The organism is Enterococcus sp. AN402, assembly GCF_040719405.1.
Lineage (GTDB): Bacteria > Bacillota > Bacilli > Lactobacillales > Enterococcaceae > Enterococcus > Enterococcus faecalis.
The window spans coordinates 1,993,256-2,014,586 of record NZ_JBFDTM010000004.1 but is presented as its reverse complement, the minus strand read 5'-3'; the positions used below and the strand labels follow the sequence as shown (position 1 = coordinate 2,014,586).

The following is a 21,331-nucleotide window of genomic DNA, read 5'->3' as shown; positions in this document are numbered from 1 at the left end:
GTTCTTCGTAGCTCTACTGACTAGTTGTGGGCTGTGGTGTTTTTTCGCACCTAGTCTATTAGGAGCTCTTCTTTTTTCTATCACTGTTATCCGTATTGTCTGTACAAAAAGTTTTCCTGTTATATTGGGAGGCTTTTTGTGCAGTTTTTTAATAGTAGGGGGCATATTGATTTTCCAGTGGTTAAAGCCAGTCTCTTTGTTGCCTAAAGAAGTCCGCTTGTCAGGACAGCTAACGATATTACCAGATGAAATACAAGTAGATGGTGATCAAGTAAAATTTTCTGCCAATTGGATCGTAAAAGGCAAAAGGCAGAAAGTGATGGCATTTTATCAATTAAAAAGTGTGAAAGAAAAACAGCAATGGCAACAACTAACCACAACCATTCAGGCAACCGCTGTAGGTATTTTAGACTCGCCCCAAGGTCAAACCAACAAAAATGGCTTCAATTATCAACTATTTTTAAAGAATCAAGGAATCGAAGCTATTTTATTCATTGAGGAGATAGGACAACCGCGTTCCTTTTTTTCTTGGCGGTTTAAAGAAATCATTAGCGGCTGGCGGAAGTGGGCGATGGTACATATTCAGAAAAATTTTGCTGAGACTAGTGCAATGTATATGAATGCGTTGCTCTTAGGTTTTCGTAATGAAGAATTTGCTGAAATAAGCGATAAATTTTCAGCATTAGGCATTTTGCATCTTTTTAGTTTGTCAGGGATGCATGTTTCTTTTTTCCTTCGTTTATTTCGCTTGCTGATGCTAAGAATCGCTCGCCAAACGCAAGAAAGTTATTTTTTGTGGCAATGCGGTTTTTCTCTGATATATGCTGGTTTAACAGGATTCTCAGTTAGTGTCATGCGGGCGCTTTTACAAACAAACCTCAATACGTTCAATCGACGGTTTAATTGGCAGGTTCCGGCCCTCGATTGTTGGAGTTTAACTCTCTTAGTGCACTTGATTGTTCAGCCAACCCTCTTTTTTTCAGTCGGCGGTCAATTTAGTTACTTACTTTCTTTTGTTCTGCTGTTTTTAGAGCAAACATTGGTTGGTTATTCTTCGCCTTTCATTAAAAATTGTTTAGGCTCTTTCCTATTGGCTGTGGCTTCCTTACCTATTTTAGTCCAATCATTTTATGAATGGCCCTTGTTAGGAAGTTTCTTAACATTTCTCTTGTTACCAATTTTTGAACGGTTCTTGTTACCGCTTTTGACGTTGAGCTTTTTTCTAGTGATTATTATGCCAGCACGTTATTTAGCAGCCTTGCTCGAACCACTATTTTTAACAATGAATGGCTTATTTGAGTGGGTGCTAGTTCACTTAAATCCGAAGCTGACCATCGGCTATTTAAATGCTTGGATACAAATTAGTTTGTTATTACTAATCGGATTTTCAATGATTTATTTAGCAGACAAGTCTAAAAAAATTTTTTTCTCAATCGGACTACTAATTGTTTTGATAAATAGTAAATACCTTTCGCCAATTGGCATTGTTGCAATGATCGATGTAGGCCAAGGGGATAGTTTGTTTATCCAAGCGCCTTTTCACAGAAAAAATACATTGATCGATACAGGTGGTCGGTTGTCTTTTGACAAAGAAGCTTGGCGGCAACGGAAAAATAGTCGATCAGGAGCGGAATATTCAGTGATTCCTTTTCTCAAAAGTCAAGGGGTCAAACGTTTAGATGAAGTGATCATCACACACGCACATGAAGACCATTTTGGCGATTTATTAGCCATTGCGCAGAAGGTTCCAATTTCTGTTCTTTATTTTCCTAAAGGAGCAGCTGAAGCCAATTTTTCGTTTCGCCAAGTCTTGAAACAACTCCAAAAAAGCGGGACAGACTGTCGGCCAATTTTAGCGCCCAAGCGAATTAATGGGCCCGTTTCTTTTCAAATTTTATCACCAAATAAGAGCAGTATTGGGGGCAATAATGACTCGATAGTGTTTTCCACACAATTAGGCGGACGGCATTTTTTATTTACTGGTGACTTGGAAGCCGAAGGAGAAGAACAAGTGTTGGCTCGCTATCCCCAGTTGAAAATCGACATCTTGAAAGTCGGTCATCATGGTAGTAAAACGTCGTCTACTAAAAGATTTATCAAACAGCTTAATCCGCGAGAAGCATTGATTTCAGCTGGACTGAATAATCGTTTTAAACATCCTCATCAGGAGACATTAGTGACGCTGGAAGAGCAAAAAATAAATTATTATCGGACTGATCTTCAAGGAATGATTTATTATCAATGGTTACCCTGGAAAGGGCTTTCTAAAGCCAAATTTGTTAAAGAACAAGACTAGTATTTCCAGAAGTAACATGATAGGATAAACAAGAGAAACGAGAAAAGGAGCGAGCCAATGGAGTTACAAAAAGCTTTGAAAGAAGTGCGAGAGCAAAAAATCGCTCCAGTGTATTTATTAATAGGAACAGAACTTTATTTAACTGAATTATTTAAAACAACATTGATGAAAGAATTGTTGACGGAAGAGGATGATCAATTTAACTTTTTCTCATTTGATATGGAGGAAACACCTTTAAGTGCAGCGATTGCTGAAGCGGAAACGATTCCGTTTTTTGGTGATTATCGCCTTGTCTTTGTGGAAAATCCTTACTTTTTAACTGCCGAAAGAAAAACAAACGGTGTGGAACATGATGTCAATCTTTTATTGAATTATTTGGAAAGTCCATCACCAACAACTGTTCTTGTTTTTATGGCCTCTTATGAAAAATTAGATGAACGCAAAAAAATTACCAAAGCATTGAAAAAAAATGCCACAGTAGTTGACGTCAATCCAATGGATGAAAAGGCTATTCGTCAGTACATTTCTCAAACGATTGAGAGTGAAGGGTACACTATTCGCTCCGATGCTTTTGATTTATTACTTCAATTGACAGACTTGAACTTATCAAAAATTATGGGAGAATTACAGAAGCTGTATTTATATGCCCTTGAAACGAAGATAATTACACGAGGTGCGGTTCAAGAATTAGTCCCTAAGTCTTTGGAACATAATGTTTTTGACTTAACCAACGAAGTACTTTCTGGAAACAGTGAAAAAGCTGTTCAATTGTATGAAGATTTACTTTTACAAGGAGAAGAAACCATTAAGTTAAATGCAATCTTATTGAATCAGATTCGCCTTTTTCTACAAACAAAAATTTTGGCTAAGATGGGCTATCAACAAGCGAATATCGCTGATACATTAAAGGTTCATCCTTATCGAGTCAAGTTAGCGTTACAACAAGTCCGACGATTTGAATTGTCTCGATTAGAAAGACTTTATGATGAATTAGTTGAAAATGATTATCGCATGAAAACGGGCCAAATGGATAAAGAATTACTATTCCAATTATTTATTTTAAAATTGACTGCGCAAGCAAAATAAGAAAGTGCCAGAGACAATCGTCATTCAACGATTGTCTCTGGCACTTTCTTATTATTTAGCTCCTAATAGTTCTTCTTTTCCGTGAACAAGCTGTGTCAACATGGCACAGAAAGGTGTTGCTACGTTGTATTTTTGTCCTTTGCGCCAAACAGCACCATTAATGTAATCAATTTCTGTGAGACGATGATTTTTAATTAAATCTTGATACATAGACGGATAGTGCAAGCCAATACCGTTTGGATCATAAGTTTGAGCAATATGTGTATAGACTTCTGCTTGATCTAAATGAATGGCTTCTTTTTCTGCGACTGCTGCAAATTCACTGATTAATGTTTTAACAAGGGATTCACTAACAGGTAGTGCACCAAATTCGGCAATATTACAATCAAGGATTGTACACAAACCATTTAGCGTACCATTGACACAGGCTTTCCGCCAAATAGAGTAGCGAACATTGCTACTATAGCTTGGATTTAAACCAGCTTTTTGGAAGACATCAACGACTTCTAAAGCAAATTTTTTACCAGAAGGATCAATATTTTCTAATTCAATTTCGCCATCACCTAAAAGTTTAACACGTCCCGGTCCTTCTAAACCAGCTGTCCACATGGTAATGCCAACCAAGATGTTTTCTTTTGGCACATATTTTTCTAGTACATCTTCATGACCTAAGCCATTTAATAAACATAGTACATACGTTTTTTCAGTAATCATTGGTTGAATCGCTTTAAACATTGCATCTAATTGTTGTGCTTTGGTTAAAGCAATAATTAAATCAACTTGTTCATTTTGATGGTCAATTTCTTCTGGTGAGAAGATTGGTAGTTTTGCGACAACTTCTTCTCCATTAAAATCAGCGATTAAACCATTTTTACGAATGGCTTCAATGTGCGCGGGCCATTGATCGATTAAAGTTACATCATTTCCGCCTTGATGCAACATAATTCCTAAACGGCTGCCCATAGCGCCGACACCAGCAATTGCAATTTTCATGTGTATCCATCTCCTTAAAAGTTCTTTAACCGTTATTATTATACAGCAACTTTCCTAAAAATGAATAAATGGGACTTGCAAATTTGTTATTTTTTAAATGTTTCCTAAAAAGTAAGGATTGCATCAAATGGTAAAGTAAGCTAAAGTAAAGCGTGGAAAAGTTTATAAATGAAAGTAGAGGAATCGTTAATGACGAAAGAAAAATTTTGTCGAGAATCACGAGTGATTCAAACACATCGTGTATTTCCCTTTGATTTAAATCCCTTTGGTGCACTATTTGGTGGGAAATTAATGTCTTTAATTGATGACGCCGCATCCATTTCCGTTTCACGACATTGTCGGAGAGGGGCAGTTACAGCATCTTTAGATAACTTGAATTTTTTAAAACCTTTAAAAGAAAATCACTCAGTGTGTGTTGAAACGTTTGTTTCTGGCGTGCATCATAAATCGATGGAAGTATTTGTTAAAGTTGTAGGAGAAGATTTAACAACTGGAGAGCGTTATTTAGCGGCGACTTGTTTTACAACTTTTGTAGCCATTCCGTCTCATATGAATCCTGAAAGTGACTTCCAATTAGCGACAGTCGTCCCAGAAACTGCAGAAGAAAAGTTGATTTGTTCCAATTATGAAACGAGACGACAACAACGTTTAGCTTTGCGAGAAGAGACTAAATTATTTAGTCAACATCTCACAACGGATTTACCGTGGATTGATTCACCTTTATAAAAAAATGTCCGAGTCTTTGTGAAAACAGACTTGGACATTTTTTGATGAAAAAAGAAGCTAACATGAATGCTAACTTCTATCTCACATTATTTAGCTAATTTGCTTAAACGAATTTTATCGCGGTTAGCTTTGTTTTTATGGATTAAACCTTTAGTTGCAGCCATATCAACAGCTTTAACAGCTTCGTTGTATAAAGCATCGACGTTATCAGCTCCAGCAGCTACAGCTTCTTCAAATTTCTTGATTGCTGTACGCATTGCGTTTGTTTGAGATGAATTTTTCGCATTCGCGTTAGCACTTGTACGTACGCGTTTGATTGCAGATTCGATATTTGGCATTTGTTTCACCTCCGATGATTTAGGTTTTACACTGGTCAGCCAATGTAATTCAACAGTAATCATTATACCTAATCCATTGTTCCATTGCAATAAAAGACGACAAGTTTTTTTCCTTAACAGACAATTTCAAGAAAAAAATAAGAAAATTTGCCAGAGCCTTAAGAAAAAAGCATACATTTTTTTTAAAACATGCTATGATAAAATAGATAAATGAAAAATGGTGGTGTCTTTGTGAGTATTGCATTATTGGTAACGATTACTTTGGTAATGGGTGTAATTTTTGTTAACGGTTGGACGGATGCGCCGAACGCAATTGCAACCGCTGTCTCGACTCGGGTGTTAAAACCGAATGTCGCAATTTGGATGGCTGTTGTGATGAACTTTTTAGGTGCATTAGTCATGACCTTTTTTAATGCCCAAGTAGCTGAAACGATTAGTAACATTGTTAGTTTTGACGCAAATGGAAACGCTTCACAGGTGGCTTTGGCTGCTTCGCTTTTTTCGATTGTGGTTTGGGCAGTTGCTGCGTGGTATTTTGGTATTCCCACAAGTGAAAGCCATGCGTTAATTGCCGGCTTGACTGGTTCGGCAATGGCATTAGGTGGTTTGGGTGCAGTCAATGGCTCGGAATGGATTAAAGTGCTTGTTGGTCTAGTTGTTTCTACCGTTATGGGCTTTGGCGGCGGTTATTTGATTGCCAAACTTGTTGTGAAAGCTTTCTCGGCTGTGCCTAGAAGAAAAGCCAACAAATTTTTTACAGTTGGACAAGCCTTTGGTGCAGGAGCTAATGCTTTTTTACATGGTGCGCAAGATGGGCAAAAATTTATGGGCGTGTTCATGTTAGTGCTTTTTTATAATAATTTAGTCGAAAAAACAGGTGGCGGTTTTGTGATTCCGTTATGGGTTATGGTTCTGTGTTCCATTACAATGGGCATTGGAACTTCTGTGGGCGGCATGAGAATCATTAAATCAGTCGGGATGGATATGGTAAAACTTGAACGCTATCAAGGCTTCACTGCAGATTTAAGCACGGCTATTTGTTTATTTTTAGCATCGGCTTTTGGGATTCCAGTTTCAACTACTCATACAAAAACAACAGCGATTATGGGAGTAGGTGCTTCTAAGCGAATCTCAAGTGTTGACTGGCGTATCGTGAAAGAAATGCTGATAGCATGGATTTTAACTTTCCCAGGATGTGGGCTGATCGCTTATGTGATGTCAAAATTATTTATTGCAATTTTTTAAGGAGAGAAAAACATGGCACGTAAAAAACAATTTGATTATTTTGGAGAATTAAATCAGTTAGCAACAAATGCTTATGAAGCGGCAAAGGTTTTGCAAGAAATTGTAGACAATTATTCATTAGAAAACTTAGTAAAAAAATCAGAAGCGATTCATCAATTGGAAAAAGAGAATGATGAAATTGTTCGCAAAATTTTAAATGAACTCTATATTTCCTTTATTACGCCGATTGATCGAGAAGATATTGTCGATATTACGGATCACTTAGATAACATTATCGATAGCATTAATAGTTTGTCTTATTTACTTGATCATTTAGTTGTCGAAGAAATGATTGCGCCCGCGCTAGAATTAACTGCTTATATTGTTAAAGCGACAGAAGGCGTTAAATCAGCAACGAAGGAATTTGCAAAATTTAAGAATTCCAAAACGTTAGTTTCATTGATTGATGAAGTGAATACGATTGAATCTCAAGGCGATAAATTATACAGTAGCGCCATGAAAGATTTGATGACTAACGAAAAAGATTTATTGAAAGTTATCAAGTGGAAAGATGTTTATGATCAGCTTGAGCGCACGATTAATGATTGTGAATCAGCTGTTAATATTATTGTCGGAATTGTCATCAAAAATACGTAAAGAAAAGAGGGGGAGCTGTTGGTTAAAGTAATTGTTGATGCTGATGATTTTGGGATGTCAGAAGCGATTAATCATGGCATTATCAAAAGTTATGTCGATGGTTTAACAACGTCGACACTTTTGATGCCCAATTTACCAACAGCAGAACACGCCGTTGCGTTAGCAAAAAATTATCCAGGCTTATTTGTAGGTCAGCATACGAATTTTTTATTAGGGAAACCTTGTGCGGACCCATGTATGATTCCTTCACTGGTAGATGAACAAGGCAATTTTCATCGCTCTTCTTATTATCGTCAACAAAAGCAAGTAACCTTCGTATATGAAGAAGTACGACTTGAAACGATTGCGCAATTGACGCGCTTTAAGGAACTAACTGGACATTATCCTGAACATTTTGATTGCCATTCGATTGGTGATGAAGTGGTTGATCAAGTATTTTTAGAATTAGCAGAAGAGTACGGACTTCATACAACCCTGAAATATAGTGGGGAAAAAGAATATCCACCGCAACAAGGTTATTTCCAGGTGACACATTTGTTAGAGTCTGGGGCGCTATCTTATATTCACGAAGGCGTATCAGTGGAGAATTTTTTAGAAGATGACTTTGGTTTATTACGGATGCCGGAATCGGCAATTGCTGAGATGCATTTTGATGTTGGGTATTTGGATCAATTTGTGTTAGATAATTCTTCATATACCACTTTACGCTGCAAAGAATTAGCAACGATTTGTGATCCTCGTGTTCGTCAGTGGTTTGAAGAACAGGGGATTGAGCGAATAACGTTTGGCGATTTAAAAAAATAAAACCGTTGCTTTCAACAGTGAAAGCAACGGTTTTATTTTTATGAGAATAACCAATAGCCAATTAAAATCGCACCTAAAATTACACGATACCAACCGAAAACTGTAAAATCGTTTTTCTTCAAGTAATTCAATAAGAATTTAATCGCAATGATGGAAACAACGAAGGCAACAATAGAGCCAGTTAATAAAATAATGATTTCTTCTGACCCAAACGTATTTCCTTTGGCCAAGAATTTAAAGATTTTTAAAAAACTTGCTCCAAACATTACTGGAATTCCTAAGAAAAATGAAAACTCTGTTGCAACAAAACGTGAGGCCCCAATTAAGATTGCCCCTAAAATGGTCGCTCCTGAACGTGAAGTTCCTGGAATTAATGCCAGTACTTGGAAAGCACCAACGATTAAAGCGGCTTTATAAGTGAAGTCTTTTAGATTAGTACACTTCGGTGCAACATTTTTATTTCGTTTTTCAATGATAATAAAAGCAATCCCATAAACAATTAACATAATCGATACTGTTAAAAAGTTATAAAAATGTGCATCTAAATAATCATCAAATTTTAGACCAATAACTGCCGCTGGTAAACAAGCGACTAAGACTTTAGACCAAAGAATCCAAGTATCTTTTTTCTCTTCGCCATTTTTCTTTGGTGAGAAAGGATTCAATTTGTGGAAGTATAAAATAACAACCGCCATAATCGCTCCCAATTGGATAACGACGTTGAACATTTCCATAAAATCTTTACTTAGATCGAGTTTAATAAACTCATCCACTAAAATTAAATGTCCGGTACTACTAATTGGAAGCCACTCGGTAATTCCTTCGATAATACCAAGAATAATTGCTTTCCATAGGTTAGCAAAAAGCATGTCACCATTCCTTTCTGAAATAAATGCAAAATACATCAAGTATAAGTATACCCGCTGACAAAGTAAATGCCAATGCAAATTCTTATTTTAAAATAAATTTTAGAATTATACAAAGGTGCCACTTGTAATTCATGAAACTTTTTTCTATACTAGTGATACTTTAAAAAATGGGGGAAGAGAAATGTTTGGATTTTTGAAGAAAAAGAATGAAGTTGTCGAAAATAATACAATGTATGCCGTTGCCAATGGAACCGTTATCCCAATTAGTGAAGTGAATGATCCTGTTTTTTCACAAAAAATGATGGGAGATGGCTATGCAGTAGTTCCAGAAAATGGTGAAATTTATGCACCTATTGAAGGAGAAGTTTTAAGCGTTTTCCAAACAAAACATGCCATTGGTTTAAAAATGACAAACGGTCTTGAAATTTTATTACACATGGGTATCGATACGGTAGAGTTAAACGGGGCACCGTTCACTATTAAAGTGAAAGAAGGCGACCAAGTGACTGCAGATACGGTGGTCGCAATTGCTGATTTAGAAGCAATTAAAGCAGCTGGTAAAGGAACTGAAATGGTTGTTATTATTACCAACATGGATAAAGTAGCACAATTTTCGTTAGAGAAAACTGGCGTGGTTACAGCTGGTACACCAGTTGGCTCTGCCACAGCCAATTAATGCATTAGACAGATATTTCTATAAAGGAATATCTGTTTTTTTTGAACATAAATAAAATTTTATTTTGGAATTAAAAAATATTTAGAAAAATAGTTGAAATTTTATTTCAAACAAGTTATAATGAAAGCGTATTAGAGAGGAGCTAAAAAGATGTATGGTATTTCAGTTTTTCTTGGTGAAGAGATTACAAACGATACAATTATTTATATCAAAAAGATGAAAGCGCTTGGATTTGATGGTATTTTCACTTCTTTACACATTCCAGAAGATGATACTTCCCTTTACCGCCAACGCTTGACTGATTTAGGGGCAATTGCTAAGGCAGAAAAAATGAAAATTATGGTAGATATTTCAGGTGAAGCGTTAAAAAGAGCGGGTTTTTCTTTCGATGAATTAGAGCCTTTAATCGAATTGGGCGTAACTGGTCTTCGGATGGACTACGGCATTACGATAGAACAAATGGCTCATGCTTCACATAAGATTGATATAGGATTGAATGCTAGTACCATTACACTGGAAGAAGTGGCTGAGTTAAAGGCTCACCAAGCGGACTTTTCTCGCTTAGAAGCTTGGCATAATTATTATCCAAGACCTGAAACAGGTATTGGAACAACATTTTTTAATGAAAAGAACCGCTGGCTTAAAGAATTAGGCTTACAAGTTTTTACTTTTGTGCCAGGAGATGGGCAAACAAGAGGCCCAATTTTTGCTGGTTTACCAACATTAGAAAAACATCGGGGGCAAAATCCTTTCGCCGCTGCCGTTGGTTTGATGGCTGATCCTTATGTCGATGCTGTTTATATTGGTGATCCTACAATTAGTGAGCGAACCATGGCTCAATTTGGTTATTATCACCAAACCAATCAATTTCTGTTAGAAGTAGCACCTAGCAAGAGCCGCTATTTGAAGCGAATACTTGGGAGTCATACCAATCGTTTAGATGCTGCAAGAGATGTTTTGCGAAGTGAATTATCAAGAACGAGTGAAATGTTCAGAAAAGATGAAATTGCAACGATTGAGTCAGAGCAGACTGAAGCCCGTCCAGTGGGAACCGTAACGATTGATAATGAAAAATATGGTCGCTATATGGGAGAAATTCAAGTCACACTTGTGGACTTGCCGAAAGATGAAAAAGTCAATACGATTACACGAATTATTGAAAAAGATCAAACGATATTGCCGTTAATCAAGGCAGGCAATCAATTTACGCTAGTCACGGAAGGAACGATAGAAAATGAATTTAGAAAACTTAACAACTGAACGTAGAAATGAAAATACAATGGGCTTAGATGAGATGAGTGTCAAAGAAGCGTTACAAAAAATGAATCAAGAAGACCAAAAAGTTGCAATGGCAGTGGGTCAAGAATTAGCAGCCATTGAACCAGTGGTAGAAGCCATCATCAAAAGCTTCAATCAAGGCGGCCGCTTGATCTACATGGGCGCTGGTACGAGTGGTCGGTTAGGTGTCTTAGATGCAGCCGAATGCGTACCAACTTTTGGCGTCGAGCCAGAGATGGTTCAAGGCCTCATCGCTGGTGGTCAAAAAGCAATGACTGTCGCAGTAGAAGGTGCTGAAGATTCAAAAGAACTAGGTCGTCAAGATTTAGTTGATCTAAAATTATCAGCAAATGACATTGTTGTTGGGATTGCAGCCAGTGGTCGGACGCCTTATGTAATTGGCGGTTTAGAATATGCTACAACGGTGGGAGCAGCTACCGCAACTGTGGCATGTAATAAAGATGCCGAAATTAGTAAGTATGCACAAATGCCGATTGAAGTAGATGCAGGACCTGAATTTTTAACAGGTTCGACTCGCTTGAAATCTGGGACAGCTCAAAAATTAATTTTAAATATGTTATCAACTATTTCCATGATTGGTATTGGGAAAGTCTACAATAACTTAATGGTTGATGTAAAACCAACCAATGAAAAATTAGTGGAGCGTTCCAAACGGATTATTATGGAAGCAACGGGTTGTAGTTATGAAGTTGCCGAACTAAAATTTGTAGAAGCAGAAGAAAATGTGAAGTTAGCAATTGTAATGATTTTAACTGATAGTACTAAAGAAGAAGCAACACAAAAATTAATTGACGGGAATCAATTTATCAAGAATACATTAAATTAAGGAATTAGGAGGGTGTTTTAACATGGCAGAAGAAAGAATTAAACGCATTGCTGATGGGATTTATAAAGAAGTTGGTGGTCAAGAAAACGTGGACAAAGTCATTCATTGTATGACTCGTGTTCGTATGGATATCCGCGATTATGACAAAGTGGATATTGAAGGATTGAAAAAAATTGATGGCGTTATGGGCGTCGTAGAAGATGATACGTTGCAAGTAGTTGTTGGTCCAGGGACTGTTAACAAGGTTGCACAAGAAATGGTAGATCAAGCAGGTGTCAAATTGGGAGAACCATTTAATCATGACACCGCAACTGATGCTTCAGCAGGCAAATCTGGAAAAGATTTAGTAGAAGAAAAAGCCGCTCAAATGAAAGCACAACAAAAAGCGAAACAAAATAACACTTCACCATTTAAAAAAGTGTTAAAAGCCATTTCTAGTATCTTTGTTCCGATGATTCCTGCCTTTGTTGGGGCTGGTATTATTGGCGGGATTGCAGCTGTTATGTCTAACTTAGTTGTTGCTGGTGATATTTCAGCTTCATGGCAACAATATATTGATGTCTTAAATATCATTAAAAATGGGATTTTTGCTTATTTAGCTCTTTACACTGGGATTAACAGTGCCAGCGTTTTTGGTGCAACGCCAGCGTTGGGTGGTGTTATTGGGGCAGTCACAATGTTGACAGGAATGAATCCAGATGCTCCAATCAGTAATATTTTCACTGGGGGAACATTATCTGCAGGACAAGGCGGAATTATCGGTGTTATTTTTGCCGTATGGTTATTATCATTGTTAGAAAAACAATTGCATAAAATTGTCCCAGAATCAATTGATATTATCGTAACGCCAACCATTTCACTTTTAGTGATTGGCTTAGCAACTATTTTCTTAATCATGCCTGTAGCCGGAGCTATTTCTAATGGCTTAGTTGGTATTATCAATGTTGTCTTAGAAAAAGGTGGCATGGTTGCTGGCTTTACTCTTGGTTTAACCTTCTTGCCAATGGTAATGTTTGGTTTACATCAAATTTTGACGCCAATCCACATTGAAATGATTAATCAAACAGGGATGACTTTGTTATTACCAATCCTGGCCATGGCTGGTGCGGGACAAGTCGGTGCAGCTTTAGCATTATGGATTCGTTGTAAATCAGATAAAAAATTAGTTGAAATGATTAAAGGTGCCTTGCCAGTTGGGATTTTAGGTATTGGTGAACCATTAATCTACGGAGTTACTTTACCATTAGGACGTCCATTTATTACTGCTTGTATCGGCGGTGGTATTGGTGGTGCGGTGATTGGGGCCTTCGGTAATGTTGGTGCGATTGCTATTGGACCAAGTGGGGTGGCTTTAATTCCGTTAATTGCCAACAACCAATGGCTTGCTTATGTATTAGGTTTATTGGCCGCTTACGCAGGTGGTTTTGTAGCAACGTTATTCTTTGGGATTCCTAAAGATATGCAAACAACTAAATAATAAATAGAAAAAAGGAGAACTTGGCTTCTCCCTTTTTCTTTGTTAAAATTTAATTGCGTAGGAAATGGTGTATCAGGAGGGGTGTTTATGCAACAAAATATTGTCTTATCTATCCAAGATCGTCTACAACAATTACCAAAATCAGAACGAAAAATCGCAGAATATATTTTAAAAAATACAGAAACAGTTATTTCAATGAATGCGCAAGAGCTAGCGAAACAAGCAGGATCAAGTCCAGCGGCAATTATTCGCTTTTGTCATTCTATGGATGTGAATGGCTTCACAGAGTTGAAACTTTTATTATCTGCAAATCTTGGCCAAATGAAGCAGCAAATGTACACTGAAGTTACTAAAGGGGAATCAACAGCTGATATTAAACAAAAGTTACAGGCGCGCTTTGTTCATGTGGTTGAGCGAAGCGGTCAGACATTAGAGGATGTCGCAGTGAATGAAGCCGTTGATTTGTTGGAAAAAACAGAAGTAATTTTTGTCTATGGGTTGGGCGCCTCTTCGTTGGTTGCTCAAGATATTTATCAAAAGTTTACGCGATTAGGCCGAACGGTATTTACAACATTGGATCATCATTTATTTGCTTCCATGTTAGGCTCTACAGAAAAGCCTAGTGTTTTTATTGTTATTTCTAATTCTGGCACGAATAAAGAAGCAAGTACTTTAGCTGATTTAGCGAAGCAGCAAGGGATTCCTATTGTTAGTATCACACAAGATGAAAAATCAGTGATTGGTGAAAAAAGTGATATCGTCCTTCAAACCTCTAGTGGGGAAGACGTGCCATTGAGAAGTGCGGCTACTGTTTCCTTGGTGGCACAATTGTATGTAGTCGATGTTTTATTTTTTGCTTATGCAGCAAAAAACTATAAGGAAACCTTAGAAAAAATTCAAATCTCAAGAAAAAATGTAGAACGTTTAAAAGAATAAACAAAAAGAGAAGATTATCTGTCAAAATGACAGATAATCTTCTCTTTTTTTTACAATAAACGGCGCTTTTCAGCAATCTTTTTTCCCTTTTCAATATAAGAACTATCATTAATTCCTTGAATGGTAAATGTTCCTTTTTCGTAAGTTAAGGTCGTCACGCTACCATTCTCCAGCGCCATCTGCATAGGCAAACTTGCATCAATTAAGGAAAGTAAAAAGGAAATTGTTAGTCCATGGGAAACCACCATGACTTTGCCGCCACCATTTTTTTCTCGATGATGAGCGATATCTTCGAAACCAGACCAAACACGATCACGGATAACTTCATAAGGCTCCGCCCAGTCAGCCGTATCGGCTTCAATAATAGCATTTGCTAGCTCACGATAGGTAATCTTCGTGGTCATCATGTCCTCATAACTTTTAAAAGCTAAAATGCGTGGCACCACACCCCAAAGTTCACCATCATAGCCACCATCTAAAGAACCAAAACACCACTCACGAATCCGTTTATCGGTTAGGTAAGGAATCTTTTGGTGGTTTTGATGTTCTTGTAAAATAATCTGAGCGGTTTGCATGGCACGACCACTATCACTACTATAAGCTTCCTTAAAGTCTATGTCTCTAAGACCTAAGCCTAAATGATAAATGCCTTCTTCTCCTTGTTTGGTTAAGGGGGTATCTGACCAGCCTTGGGTTCGGCCAATCGTATTAAACATCGTTTTTCCGTGACGAATAATATAAAGTGTCGTTGCTTCAGTCATTGCTACTCCTCCTAAGTTTCTTTAAATAGTGAATAAATCTCTAATTAAAAAATGGGTTTGTGGCTTTTTCATGTTGAATGGTTGTGGCATCACCATGGCCTGGATAAACAGGAAATTCTTCTGGTAAAGTGAATAGATAGGTCATAATGCTGTGTAATAATTGTTGCATATCACCAGTGTGTAAATCGGTACGACCAATACTACCTTTAAACAATGCATCCCCAACAACAACAAAATCATCAAAGACAAAGCTGACGCTACCAATTGAATGACCAGGTGTTGGGACTACGGAAAATTTCATGCCGCCAATTTCATAATCGGTTAGTTTAAATTCATGTTCGGCGGGTTGAACAATAATATTTGCTATATCATCATGTCTGCCTAATCCTGAAAGATTCAAAATAGGATTGGAAAGCCACGCTTGTTCTAATGGACTAACATAAACAGGGATTTGATAATGATGGCGCAATTCTTCTACCGCACCAATATGATCATAGTGAGTATGTGTTAATAAAATAGCGGCTGGTTTCTTCCCTAAACGGGTAATTTCTTGAATTAGTTTTGCTCCTTCTGCACCTGGATCAATAATTAATAATGCTTCTTCATTATAAACAAGATAACAGTTTTCTTGAATAACACCTGTTCTAATTTGTTCGATCTGTATCATCTCAGGACCTCCTAAAGTTCTAACGATTCTCTTCAAGTATACCGAAGAATCTTAAGAATAGAAAGTTTTCTTGTTTATCCAAAGAAAAAATAAATCATTCTTAGAATGTTCGGTTTTTGCTTGTTTGAACATGGATTTTTTTAAAAAAAATCACATTTTTATAGTTATTAAGCGAAAGTTTATGTATAATCTTCATGTGATAGTAAGGAGGAGTATTAAATGTTTCATTTTGTAATAAAAGGAACAGGTTTTTCTAGTAAAAATTTGCAAGAGATTAAAGTTTATGAAGAGACACTTTTTTGTATAGATGAGGCCGGAGTAATTCAGGAAATAATTGAACCAGATGCTGAAGCGTATGAAACTGTGCTAGCAGAACAAAAAGAGGCACAACGTTTTCAAGAATTGCCCCAAGATTCTTATCTTTTACCCGGCTTTGTTGATTTACATGTCCATGCACCTCAGTGGGCACAATCTGGGACCGCCTTGGATATTCCATTGTATGAATGGCTGAATACGTACACGTTTCCTTTAGAGTCCAAATTTGCAGATTTAACATTTGCCCAACAAGTCTATGATGAACTGGTAACCCAATTGTTAGCTAATGGGACAACAACAGCCCTTTATTTTGCAACCATTCATTATGAAGCTAGCCGTCGTTTGGCAGAAATTTGTGCGGAAAAAGGGCAGCGTGGCTTAATTGGTAAAGTTGTAATGGATGATCTTAATGAGAATCCTGAATACTATCGTGATCAAACAACGCAACAAGCATTAGAAGAAACGGAACGGTTTATTCAAGAAATTCAAACATTAGCGCAGCAAACAAAACAAGGCGTATATCCCGTTGTAACTCCGCGTTTCATTCCTAGTTGTACAGAGGAAGCACTTAAAGGATTAGGAGAATTAGCAGCGAAATATCAAGTCCATGTTCAAAGTCATTGTAGTGAGAGTGATTGGGAACATCAATTTGTTCAAGAACGTTTTGGAAAAAATGATGCCCAAGCATTGAATGATTTTGGTTTATTAACAGAAAAAGCAGTGATGGCACATGCAGGCTTTTTAGAAGAAGCAGATATGAATTTATTCCATGAAACAGGGACGGCTGTGGCGCACTGCCCAATCTCTAATGCTTATTTTGGCAATGCAGTAACACCGATTGCAAAATTAGTACATCAACATCAAGTAGAAGTTGGTTTAGGTAGTGATCTTTCAGGTGGTTTTTCACCAAGTCTTTTTGACAATTTAAAGCAAGCAGTTATTTCTTCTAGAATGTTAGAAGATGGCGTGGATGCTACAAAAAAACCAGAAGTACGAGGTGTTAAAACAGCACGGATTACAGTAAATGAAGCGTTTTATTTAGCTACTGCTGGTGGTGGTCAAGCGCTAAGTTTGCCAATTGGAAAATTAGAAAAAGGGTATGCTTGGGATGTTCAAATTATTAATACAAGCTTGTCACAAGCACGAATCCCTAAAAATCCAGGGGAATCATTGCTTGATATTTTCCAAAAAATCTTATATTTAGCACGACCAGAAAATATTCGAGAAGTCTGGGTACAAGGTGAAAAAGTACATGATAAAAATTTAATGTCAGCAACTAAAGGAGTATAAAAAATGAGTGAAAAGAAACAAAATAATCTTCATTTAACAGTGGGGCCAGAAGATTCAGTATCTTTTGGGCAGGCCACTATGTTAGGGATTCAGCATGTCTTAGCAATGGACGTGTACGTCGTACCTGTGATCATTGCTTCAATTATTGGGATTAGCACAGCACAAACGTCTTCTTTAATCCAAGCAACATTCATAGCAGCAGGACTTGCCACGATTATTCAATCTCATTTTTGTATGAGATTACCAGTTGCGCAAGGCCCTTCATTTATTCCAATCGGGGCAATTGCAGGAATTTATTTTGCCAACAACCAACAAGGAAATGGCTGGGGCGCAGTTTTAGGTGCTAGTTTAGTGGGGGCAATTGTTGTTATTATATTAGGATTTACTGGTATTTTTAATCGTTTAATCACTAAATTTGTTCCACCAATTGTGGGAGGAACAATTATTTTTGTGGTGGGGCTTTCGTTAATGCCAGTCGCTTTATCGGATAATATTTACCACGCAAAAGGGGAATTAGGACAAAATATTTTATTAGCATTTATAGCAGCGGGGACGTTGATTTTCTTTGCGCTCTTAGGTTCTGCTTTGAAAAAAGGGCGGATTTTCCGCGTTTCTTCTGTTATTTTGGCATTATTATTTGGGAGCATCGCGGCACAATTATTAGGGGTACTTGATTTATCAGCCGTTAGTGAAGCGGCTTGGTTTAGTTTGCCTCAGTTACCATTAGTTAACTTTTCTTTCCAATTTGATTGGTCAGCCATTGCCACGATGTTAGTTATTTATCTGGTTTTAATGGCGGAAACAACAGGCACTTGGTTTGCTGTGAGTCATGTTGTCGCTGAACCTTTGACCGAAGAAAAAATTAATCGCGGCGTAATTGGTGAAGGCTTAGGTTGCTTAGTTTCTTCATTCATTGGCGGCACGCCAGTAACTAGTTACTCTACAAATGCTGGGATTATTTCAATCACTGGAGTTGCTAGTCGCAAGGTTTTTGTGGCTGCAGGTGCGTGGTTTGTCTTATTTGGCTTATCTGGAAAACTTTCCACCTTGATTTCGGCCATTCCGGCACCAGTTATCGGCGGTGTTTTTGTGGTTGTTTGTGGCATCATTTCTGTAAGTGGAATGAAAGTCATGAGTGATGTAACAATTCATGAAAAAGAGATGTATGTAATTGCCGTTCCGATTATTATGACGTTAGCGTTGACATTGTTACCAAAAGAGTTTTTGGAAACTCTACCACAATTTTTACAATATTTATTTAGTTCACCCGTGGCAACTGCCTCAATTGTTGCTATTTTATTGCAGGCCATTTTACCAAACGTTCAAGAAGGGTAAAAAGATTAATTTTCGTTAAAACGCCTTTGACAAGTGGCGGTAAATAGTGTAAATTAACAATGGTGTTTGTAAACACGAACGTTAAATGACCGAATGTTCGGTTTTTACGTTATTTTTGTAAATAACTAGGAGGCAGTAAGTATGAAAGTTTTTGATTATGAAGATGTCCAATTAATTCCCAATAAATGTATCGTGAATAGTCGTTCTGAATGTGATACTACAGTAACTTTAGGAAAACATTCGTTTAAAATGCCTGTCGTTCCAGCGAACATGCAAACAATTATTGATGAAACGATTGCGGAAACCCTTGCTGAAAATGGTTATTTTTATATCATGCATCGATTTGATGAAGAGGCGCGAGTGCCGTTTATTAAAAAAATGCAACAAAAGGGCTTAATCACGTCAATTAGTGTGGGTGTGAAAGAAGGGGAATACGCTTTTGTTGAAACGTTAGCCCGAGAAGGTTTAGTTCCTGACTACGTGACAATTGATATCGCCCATGGTCATTCAAATGCGGTGATTAATATGATTCAACACTTGAAAAAATTTTTACCAGAAACGTTCGTTATTGCGGGCAATGTTGGAACGCCAGAAGCCGTTCGCGAATTAGAAAACGCTGGAGCCGATGCCACCAAAGTGGGGATTGGACCAGGAAAAGTATGTATTACTAAAATTAAGACTGGCTTTGGGACAGGCGGCTGGCAGTTAGCGGCTTTACGTTGGTGTGCCAAAGCTGCTCGGAAACCAATTATTGCAGATGGTGGGATTCGGACCCATGGAGACATTGCAAAATCTGTGCGTTTTGGGGCAACTATGGTCATGATTGGTTCACTATTTGCTGGACATGAAGAATCACCAGGTGAAACAAAAGTGGAAGATGGTGTTGTTTACAAAGAATACTTTGGTAGCGCCTCTGAATTCCAAAAAGGCGAAAAGAAAAACGTTGAAGGCAAAAAAATCTGGTTACGCCATAAAGGGAAGTTGGCAGATACTTTAGTCGAAATGCAACAAGATTTACAATCTTCCATTTCATACGCGGGAGGTCGTGATTTAGAAGCGATTCGTAAAGTTGATTATGTGATTGTAAAAAATTCTATTTTTAATGGTGATACCATTTAACATTCAACTATAGACTGAAAAGAAGACAGCACGTAGTGCAGAAATTAAAATGATTTCTGCATTACGTGCTTTTTTTACTTTACCTATCGTAGTAATCGTGTTAAGATAATTACAACGACAGACGTAGTACGATAGTTGAAGTACTTGAGGGAGGAATTTATGTGATTGGTAGTGATGCAATTCGAGGATACAACGATACCTTTATTCTCTCAATCTTACAATCCGGCGCTTCATATGGTTATGCGATTTCTAAACGCATTCGTGAAATTTCTAAAGAACAATATTCGATTAAAGAAACGACACTTTATTCTGCTTTTACACGTTTAGAGAAAAATGGCTACATTGAATCATTTCCAGGAGAAGTAACGCATGGCAAAAAGCGGACCTATTATCAAATAACCCATGCAGGAGAGCGTTATTTAGAGGAAAAGTTACTAGAATGGGAAGTAACAAAAGACGTCGTCGAAGCATTTGTAAAGGAGATGGGAAAATGAAAATTATAGAAGAATTTATTGATAGCTTATTTTCAGGCGTTGTTGAAACATCTGAAACAAAACAATTAAAGGCGGACTTATTAGCAAATGCTGAGGATCGTTATGAAGATTTGCTCAGCCAAGGAAAATCGGAAAATGAAGCAATTGGTACAATTATTTCTGAATTTGGTACTATTGATGAATTAATGGAAGAATTGAATTTAGAAAATAAACAAGTGGATGAAACAAACGATTCAATGAACGGTTTGCCAGAAATTTCAGTGGAGGAAGGACTTGACTATTTAGCTGTCCAACGTAAAGGTGCTATTCAAATTGGTCTTGGTGTTGTTGCAATCATGGTGGGTGTTGGCTTGCTGGTTGGTATGCGTGGTGTTCTTTCTAACGGTCTTGGTTTAGTTTGTCTTTTCATAGGTGTGGCAATCGGCGTTCCATTATTTATTGTTGCTGGTAATCGGTTTGTTGCAATGGACAAACAGCTGGGGCAACGATTGATTCCGATTAAGTTAAAAAAAGAAGTTGCACAAAGAGAACAAAGTTTTCAACGATCATTTATTTTTTGTATGGCAGCGGGCGTCGTTTTTTGTATTTTGGGTTTAATCCCAGTTGTTGTCTTTAGTAGTGGCCTTCATCTGATGATGCGCCGTTCCATGCATCAAATGATGGGCGGACAATATTATAATGGAACGATGGGGATTAGTTGGCTCTTCTTTTTAGTATCGGTTGGCGTCTTCTTGTTTATATTTGGTGGAGTAATTAAAGGAAGTTTTAATAAATTGTTGAATGAAACTTATTTTTATTCAGAACATGTTGGTCATCCTGATTTTGCCCCTCAACAAACAAAAACAGAGGAAGGACCTGTGGGAAATCCTGTCGGTGCAATTATTGCATCCGTTTATTGGCCCTTAGTTGTTGCACTCTATCTATTTATTAGTTTTGTTTTAGGGGATTGGCGGTTTAGTTGGTTAATCTTTATGTTCGCAGGAATCTTTTATAACACCATCCAAGCATTTTTACACAAACATTGAGACAAACCTGTTAATAGTAAAACAGAAAAGTGGGACATTCGTCAAAACGGCTGTCTCACTTTTCTTGTATTTTCGATTGACAAAAGCATTAAACTGGATTACTTTTAACTCATCCAAT

21 protein-coding genes are annotated in these 21,331 nt (G+C 37.3%); 16 read left to right on the top strand and 5 right to left on the bottom strand.

The genetic code is table 11. The features are described from left to right. The first annotated feature begins 31 nt into the window (after positions 1-31). Positions 32-2,296 carry a DNA internalization-related competence protein ComEC/Rec2 gene (locus AB1I62_RS11155; RefSeq protein ID WP_161796751.1) on the top strand — a complete coding sequence of 755 codons (2,265 nt, stop codon included), beginning with the start codon at positions 32-34 and terminating at the stop codon, positions 2,294-2,296. Between the two features lie 57 nt (positions 2,297-2,353). Continuing rightward, a complete protein-coding gene (holA, locus tag AB1I62_RS11150; protein ID WP_048737975.1) occupies positions 2,354-3,382 on the top strand; it encodes a DNA polymerase III subunit delta in 1,029 nt (342 codons plus the stop codon). A 51-nt stretch (positions 3,383-3,433) separates the two neighbouring features. On the opposite strand, the gene AB1I62_RS11145 is transcribed toward holA, so the two are convergent. Next, positions 3,434-4,375: a 2-dehydropantoate 2-reductase gene (locus tag AB1I62_RS11145; RefSeq protein ID WP_202250963.1), complete on the bottom strand. Its 942-nt coding sequence runs from the start codon at positions 4,373-4,375 to the stop codon at positions 3,434-3,436. Positions 4,376-4,543: 168 nt separating this feature from the next. On the opposite strand from AB1I62_RS11145, the gene AB1I62_RS11140 reads away from it, so the two are divergent. Continuing rightward, complete coding sequence (locus AB1I62_RS11140; RefSeq protein WP_174078498.1) at positions 4,544-5,101, top strand: acyl-CoA thioesterase; 558 nt, start codon at positions 4,544-4,546, stop codon at positions 5,099-5,101. 86 nt (positions 5,102-5,187) lie between these two features. Here AB1I62_RS11140 and rpsT read toward each other — a convergent pair whose 3' ends face one another. Further along, on the bottom strand, positions 5,188-5,439 hold the full coding sequence (gene rpsT / locus AB1I62_RS11135) for a 30S ribosomal protein S20 (protein ID WP_002356703.1): 252 nt from the start codon (positions 5,437-5,439) through the stop codon (positions 5,188-5,190). A gap of 210 nt (positions 5,440-5,649) precedes the next feature. On the opposite strand from rpsT, the gene AB1I62_RS11130 reads away from it, so the two are divergent. From AB1I62_RS11130 to AB1I62_RS11120, 3 genes are read left to right on the top strand one after another with little or no spacing between them, the layout of a single operon-like run. Then, the gene (locus AB1I62_RS11130; protein WP_002356704.1) at positions 5,650-6,684 is read left to right on the top strand and encodes an inorganic phosphate transporter; all 1,035 of its coding nucleotides are present in this window, start codon (positions 5,650-5,652) and stop codon (positions 6,682-6,684) included. 12 nt (positions 6,685-6,696) lie between these two features. Then, a complete protein-coding gene (locus tag AB1I62_RS11125) occupies positions 6,697-7,320 on the top strand; it encodes a DUF47 family protein (RefSeq protein ID WP_002356705.1) in 624 nt (207 codons plus the stop codon). A gap of 18 nt (positions 7,321-7,338) precedes the next feature. Beyond that, positions 7,339-8,124, top strand: coding sequence for a ChbG/HpnK family deacetylase (locus AB1I62_RS11120; RefSeq protein WP_002356707.1), 786 nt, complete (start codon positions 7,339-7,341; stop codon positions 8,122-8,124). A gap of 38 nt (positions 8,125-8,162) precedes the next feature. Here the strand turns inward: AB1I62_RS11120 and AB1I62_RS11115 are convergent, their stop codons facing one another. Next, entirely contained in the window at positions 8,163-8,993 is an 831-nt protein-coding gene (locus AB1I62_RS11115) for an undecaprenyl-diphosphate phosphatase (RefSeq protein ID WP_002356708.1), read from the bottom strand. Positions 8,994-9,108: 115 nt separating this feature from the next. On the opposite strand from AB1I62_RS11115, the gene AB1I62_RS11110 reads away from it, so the two are divergent. From AB1I62_RS11110 to AB1I62_RS11090, 5 genes are all read left to right on the top strand, one after another. Next, positions 9,109-9,669 (top strand): PTS glucose transporter subunit IIA, encoded by a 561-nt coding sequence (locus tag AB1I62_RS11110; protein ID WP_002380597.1) that lies wholly within the window; start codon positions 9,109-9,111, stop codon positions 9,667-9,669. Positions 9,670-9,819: 150 nt separating this feature from the next. After that, complete coding sequence (locus AB1I62_RS11105; protein WP_002380596.1) at positions 9,820-10,929, top strand: MupG family TIM beta-alpha barrel fold protein; 1,110 nt, start codon at positions 9,820-9,822, stop codon at positions 10,927-10,929. Beyond that, on the top strand, positions 10,904-11,794 hold the full coding sequence (gene murQ / locus AB1I62_RS11100) for an N-acetylmuramic acid 6-phosphate etherase (protein ID WP_002362196.1): 891 nt from the start codon (positions 10,904-10,906) through the stop codon (positions 11,792-11,794). Before AB1I62_RS11105 ends, murQ begins: the two co-directional genes overlap by 26 nt. A 22-nt stretch (positions 11,795-11,816) precedes the next feature. After that, complete coding sequence (locus tag AB1I62_RS11095) at positions 11,817-13,271, top strand: PTS transporter subunit EIIC (RefSeq protein WP_002356713.1); 1,455 nt, start codon at positions 11,817-11,819, stop codon at positions 13,269-13,271. A gap of 87 nt (positions 13,272-13,358) precedes the next feature. Beyond that, positions 13,359-14,207 carry a MurR/RpiR family transcriptional regulator gene (locus tag AB1I62_RS11090; RefSeq protein ID WP_002385762.1) on the top strand — a complete coding sequence of 283 codons (849 nt, stop codon included), beginning with the start codon at positions 13,359-13,361 and terminating at the stop codon, positions 14,205-14,207. Positions 14,208-14,257: 50 nt separating this feature from the next. Here the strand turns inward: AB1I62_RS11090 and AB1I62_RS11085 are convergent, their stop codons facing one another. Both AB1I62_RS11085 and AB1I62_RS11080 read right to left on the bottom strand, forming a co-directional pair. Continuing rightward, positions 14,258-14,968, bottom strand: coding sequence for a histidine phosphatase family protein (locus AB1I62_RS11085; protein ID WP_002388317.1), 711 nt, complete (start codon positions 14,966-14,968; stop codon positions 14,258-14,260). Between the two features lie 40 nt (positions 14,969-15,008). Next, complete coding sequence (locus AB1I62_RS11080; protein ID WP_010776006.1) at positions 15,009-15,635, bottom strand: MBL fold metallo-hydrolase; 627 nt, start codon at positions 15,633-15,635, stop codon at positions 15,009-15,011. A gap of 219 nt (positions 15,636-15,854) precedes the next feature. Between AB1I62_RS11080 and guaD the strand changes: the two genes are divergently transcribed. The 5 genes from guaD (at position 15,855) to AB1I62_RS11055 (ending at position 21,213) form a co-directional block, all read left to right on the top strand. Beyond that, positions 15,855-17,240, top strand: coding sequence for a guanine deaminase (gene guaD, locus AB1I62_RS11075; RefSeq protein ID WP_002376716.1), 1,386 nt, complete (start codon positions 15,855-15,857; stop codon positions 17,238-17,240). Positions 17,241-17,243: 3 nt separating this feature from the next. Beyond that, positions 17,244-18,575: a nucleobase:cation symporter-2 family protein gene (locus AB1I62_RS11070; protein WP_002359736.1), complete on the top strand. Its 1,332-nt coding sequence runs from the start codon at positions 17,244-17,246 to the stop codon at positions 18,573-18,575. A gap of 141 nt (positions 18,576-18,716) precedes the next feature. Further along, positions 18,717-19,694, top strand: coding sequence for a GMP reductase (guaC, locus tag AB1I62_RS11065; RefSeq protein ID WP_002362677.1), 978 nt, complete (start codon positions 18,717-18,719; stop codon positions 19,692-19,694). A 161-nt stretch (positions 19,695-19,855) separates the two neighbouring features. Next, positions 19,856-20,188: a PadR family transcriptional regulator gene (locus AB1I62_RS11060; protein WP_002356722.1), complete on the top strand. Its 333-nt coding sequence runs from the start codon at positions 19,856-19,858 to the stop codon at positions 20,186-20,188. Continuing rightward, positions 20,185-21,213: a permease prefix domain 1-containing protein gene (locus AB1I62_RS11055; protein ID WP_002356724.1), complete on the top strand. Its 1,029-nt coding sequence runs from the start codon at positions 20,185-20,187 to the stop codon at positions 21,211-21,213. Before AB1I62_RS11060 ends, AB1I62_RS11055 begins: the two co-directional genes overlap by 4 nt. Positions 21,214-21,331 lie beyond the last annotated feature (118 nt).

What these genes read in the sequence shown, in the direction of transcription:
- holA (WP_048737975.1), top strand. Translation starts at nt 2,354, where the DNA reads ATGGAGTTACAAAAAGCTTTGAAAGAAGTGCGAGAGCAAAAAATCGCT.
- AB1I62_RS11145 (WP_202250963.1), bottom strand. Translation starts at nt 4,375, where the DNA reads ATGAAAATTGCAATTGCTGGTGTCGGCGCTATGGGCAGCCGTTTAGGA.
- AB1I62_RS11140 (WP_174078498.1), top strand. Translation starts at nt 4,544, where the DNA reads ATGAAAGTAGAGGAATCGTTAATGACGAAAGAAAAATTTTGTCGAGAA.
- rpsT (WP_002356703.1), bottom strand. Translation starts at nt 5,439, where the DNA reads ATGCCAAATATCGAATCTGCAATCAAACGCGTACGTACAAGTGCTAAC.
- AB1I62_RS11130 (WP_002356704.1), top strand. Translation starts at nt 5,650, where the DNA reads ATGAAAAATGGTGGTGTCTTTGTGAGTATTGCATTATTGGTAACGATT.
- AB1I62_RS11125 (WP_002356705.1), top strand. Translation starts at nt 6,697, where the DNA reads ATGGCACGTAAAAAACAATTTGATTATTTTGGAGAATTAAATCAGTTA.
- AB1I62_RS11115 (WP_002356708.1), bottom strand. Translation starts at nt 8,993, where the DNA reads ATGCTTTTTGCTAACCTATGGAAAGCAATTATTCTTGGTATTATCGAA.
- AB1I62_RS11105 (WP_002380596.1), top strand. Translation starts at nt 9,820, where the DNA reads ATGTATGGTATTTCAGTTTTTCTTGGTGAAGAGATTACAAACGATACA.
- murQ (WP_002362196.1), top strand. Translation starts at nt 10,904, where the DNA reads ATGAATTTAGAAAACTTAACAACTGAACGTAGAAATGAAAATACAATG.
- AB1I62_RS11095 (WP_002356713.1), top strand. Translation starts at nt 11,817, where the DNA reads ATGGCAGAAGAAAGAATTAAACGCATTGCTGATGGGATTTATAAAGAA.
- AB1I62_RS11090 (WP_002385762.1), top strand. Translation starts at nt 13,359, where the DNA reads ATGCAACAAAATATTGTCTTATCTATCCAAGATCGTCTACAACAATTA.
- AB1I62_RS11085 (WP_002388317.1), bottom strand. Translation starts at nt 14,968, where the DNA reads ATGACTGAAGCAACGACACTTTATATTATTCGTCACGGAAAAACGATG.
- AB1I62_RS11080 (WP_010776006.1), bottom strand. Translation starts at nt 15,635, where the DNA reads ATGATACAGATCGAACAAATTAGAACAGGTGTTATTCAAGAAAACTGT.
- guaD (WP_002376716.1), top strand. Translation starts at nt 15,855, where the DNA reads ATGTTTCATTTTGTAATAAAAGGAACAGGTTTTTCTAGTAAAAATTTG.
- AB1I62_RS11070 (WP_002359736.1), top strand. Translation starts at nt 17,244, where the DNA reads ATGAGTGAAAAGAAACAAAATAATCTTCATTTAACAGTGGGGCCAGAA.
- guaC (WP_002362677.1), top strand. Translation starts at nt 18,717, where the DNA reads ATGAAAGTTTTTGATTATGAAGATGTCCAATTAATTCCCAATAAATGT.
- AB1I62_RS11055 (WP_002356724.1), top strand. Translation starts at nt 20,185, where the DNA reads ATGAAAATTATAGAAGAATTTATTGATAGCTTATTTTCAGGCGTTGTT.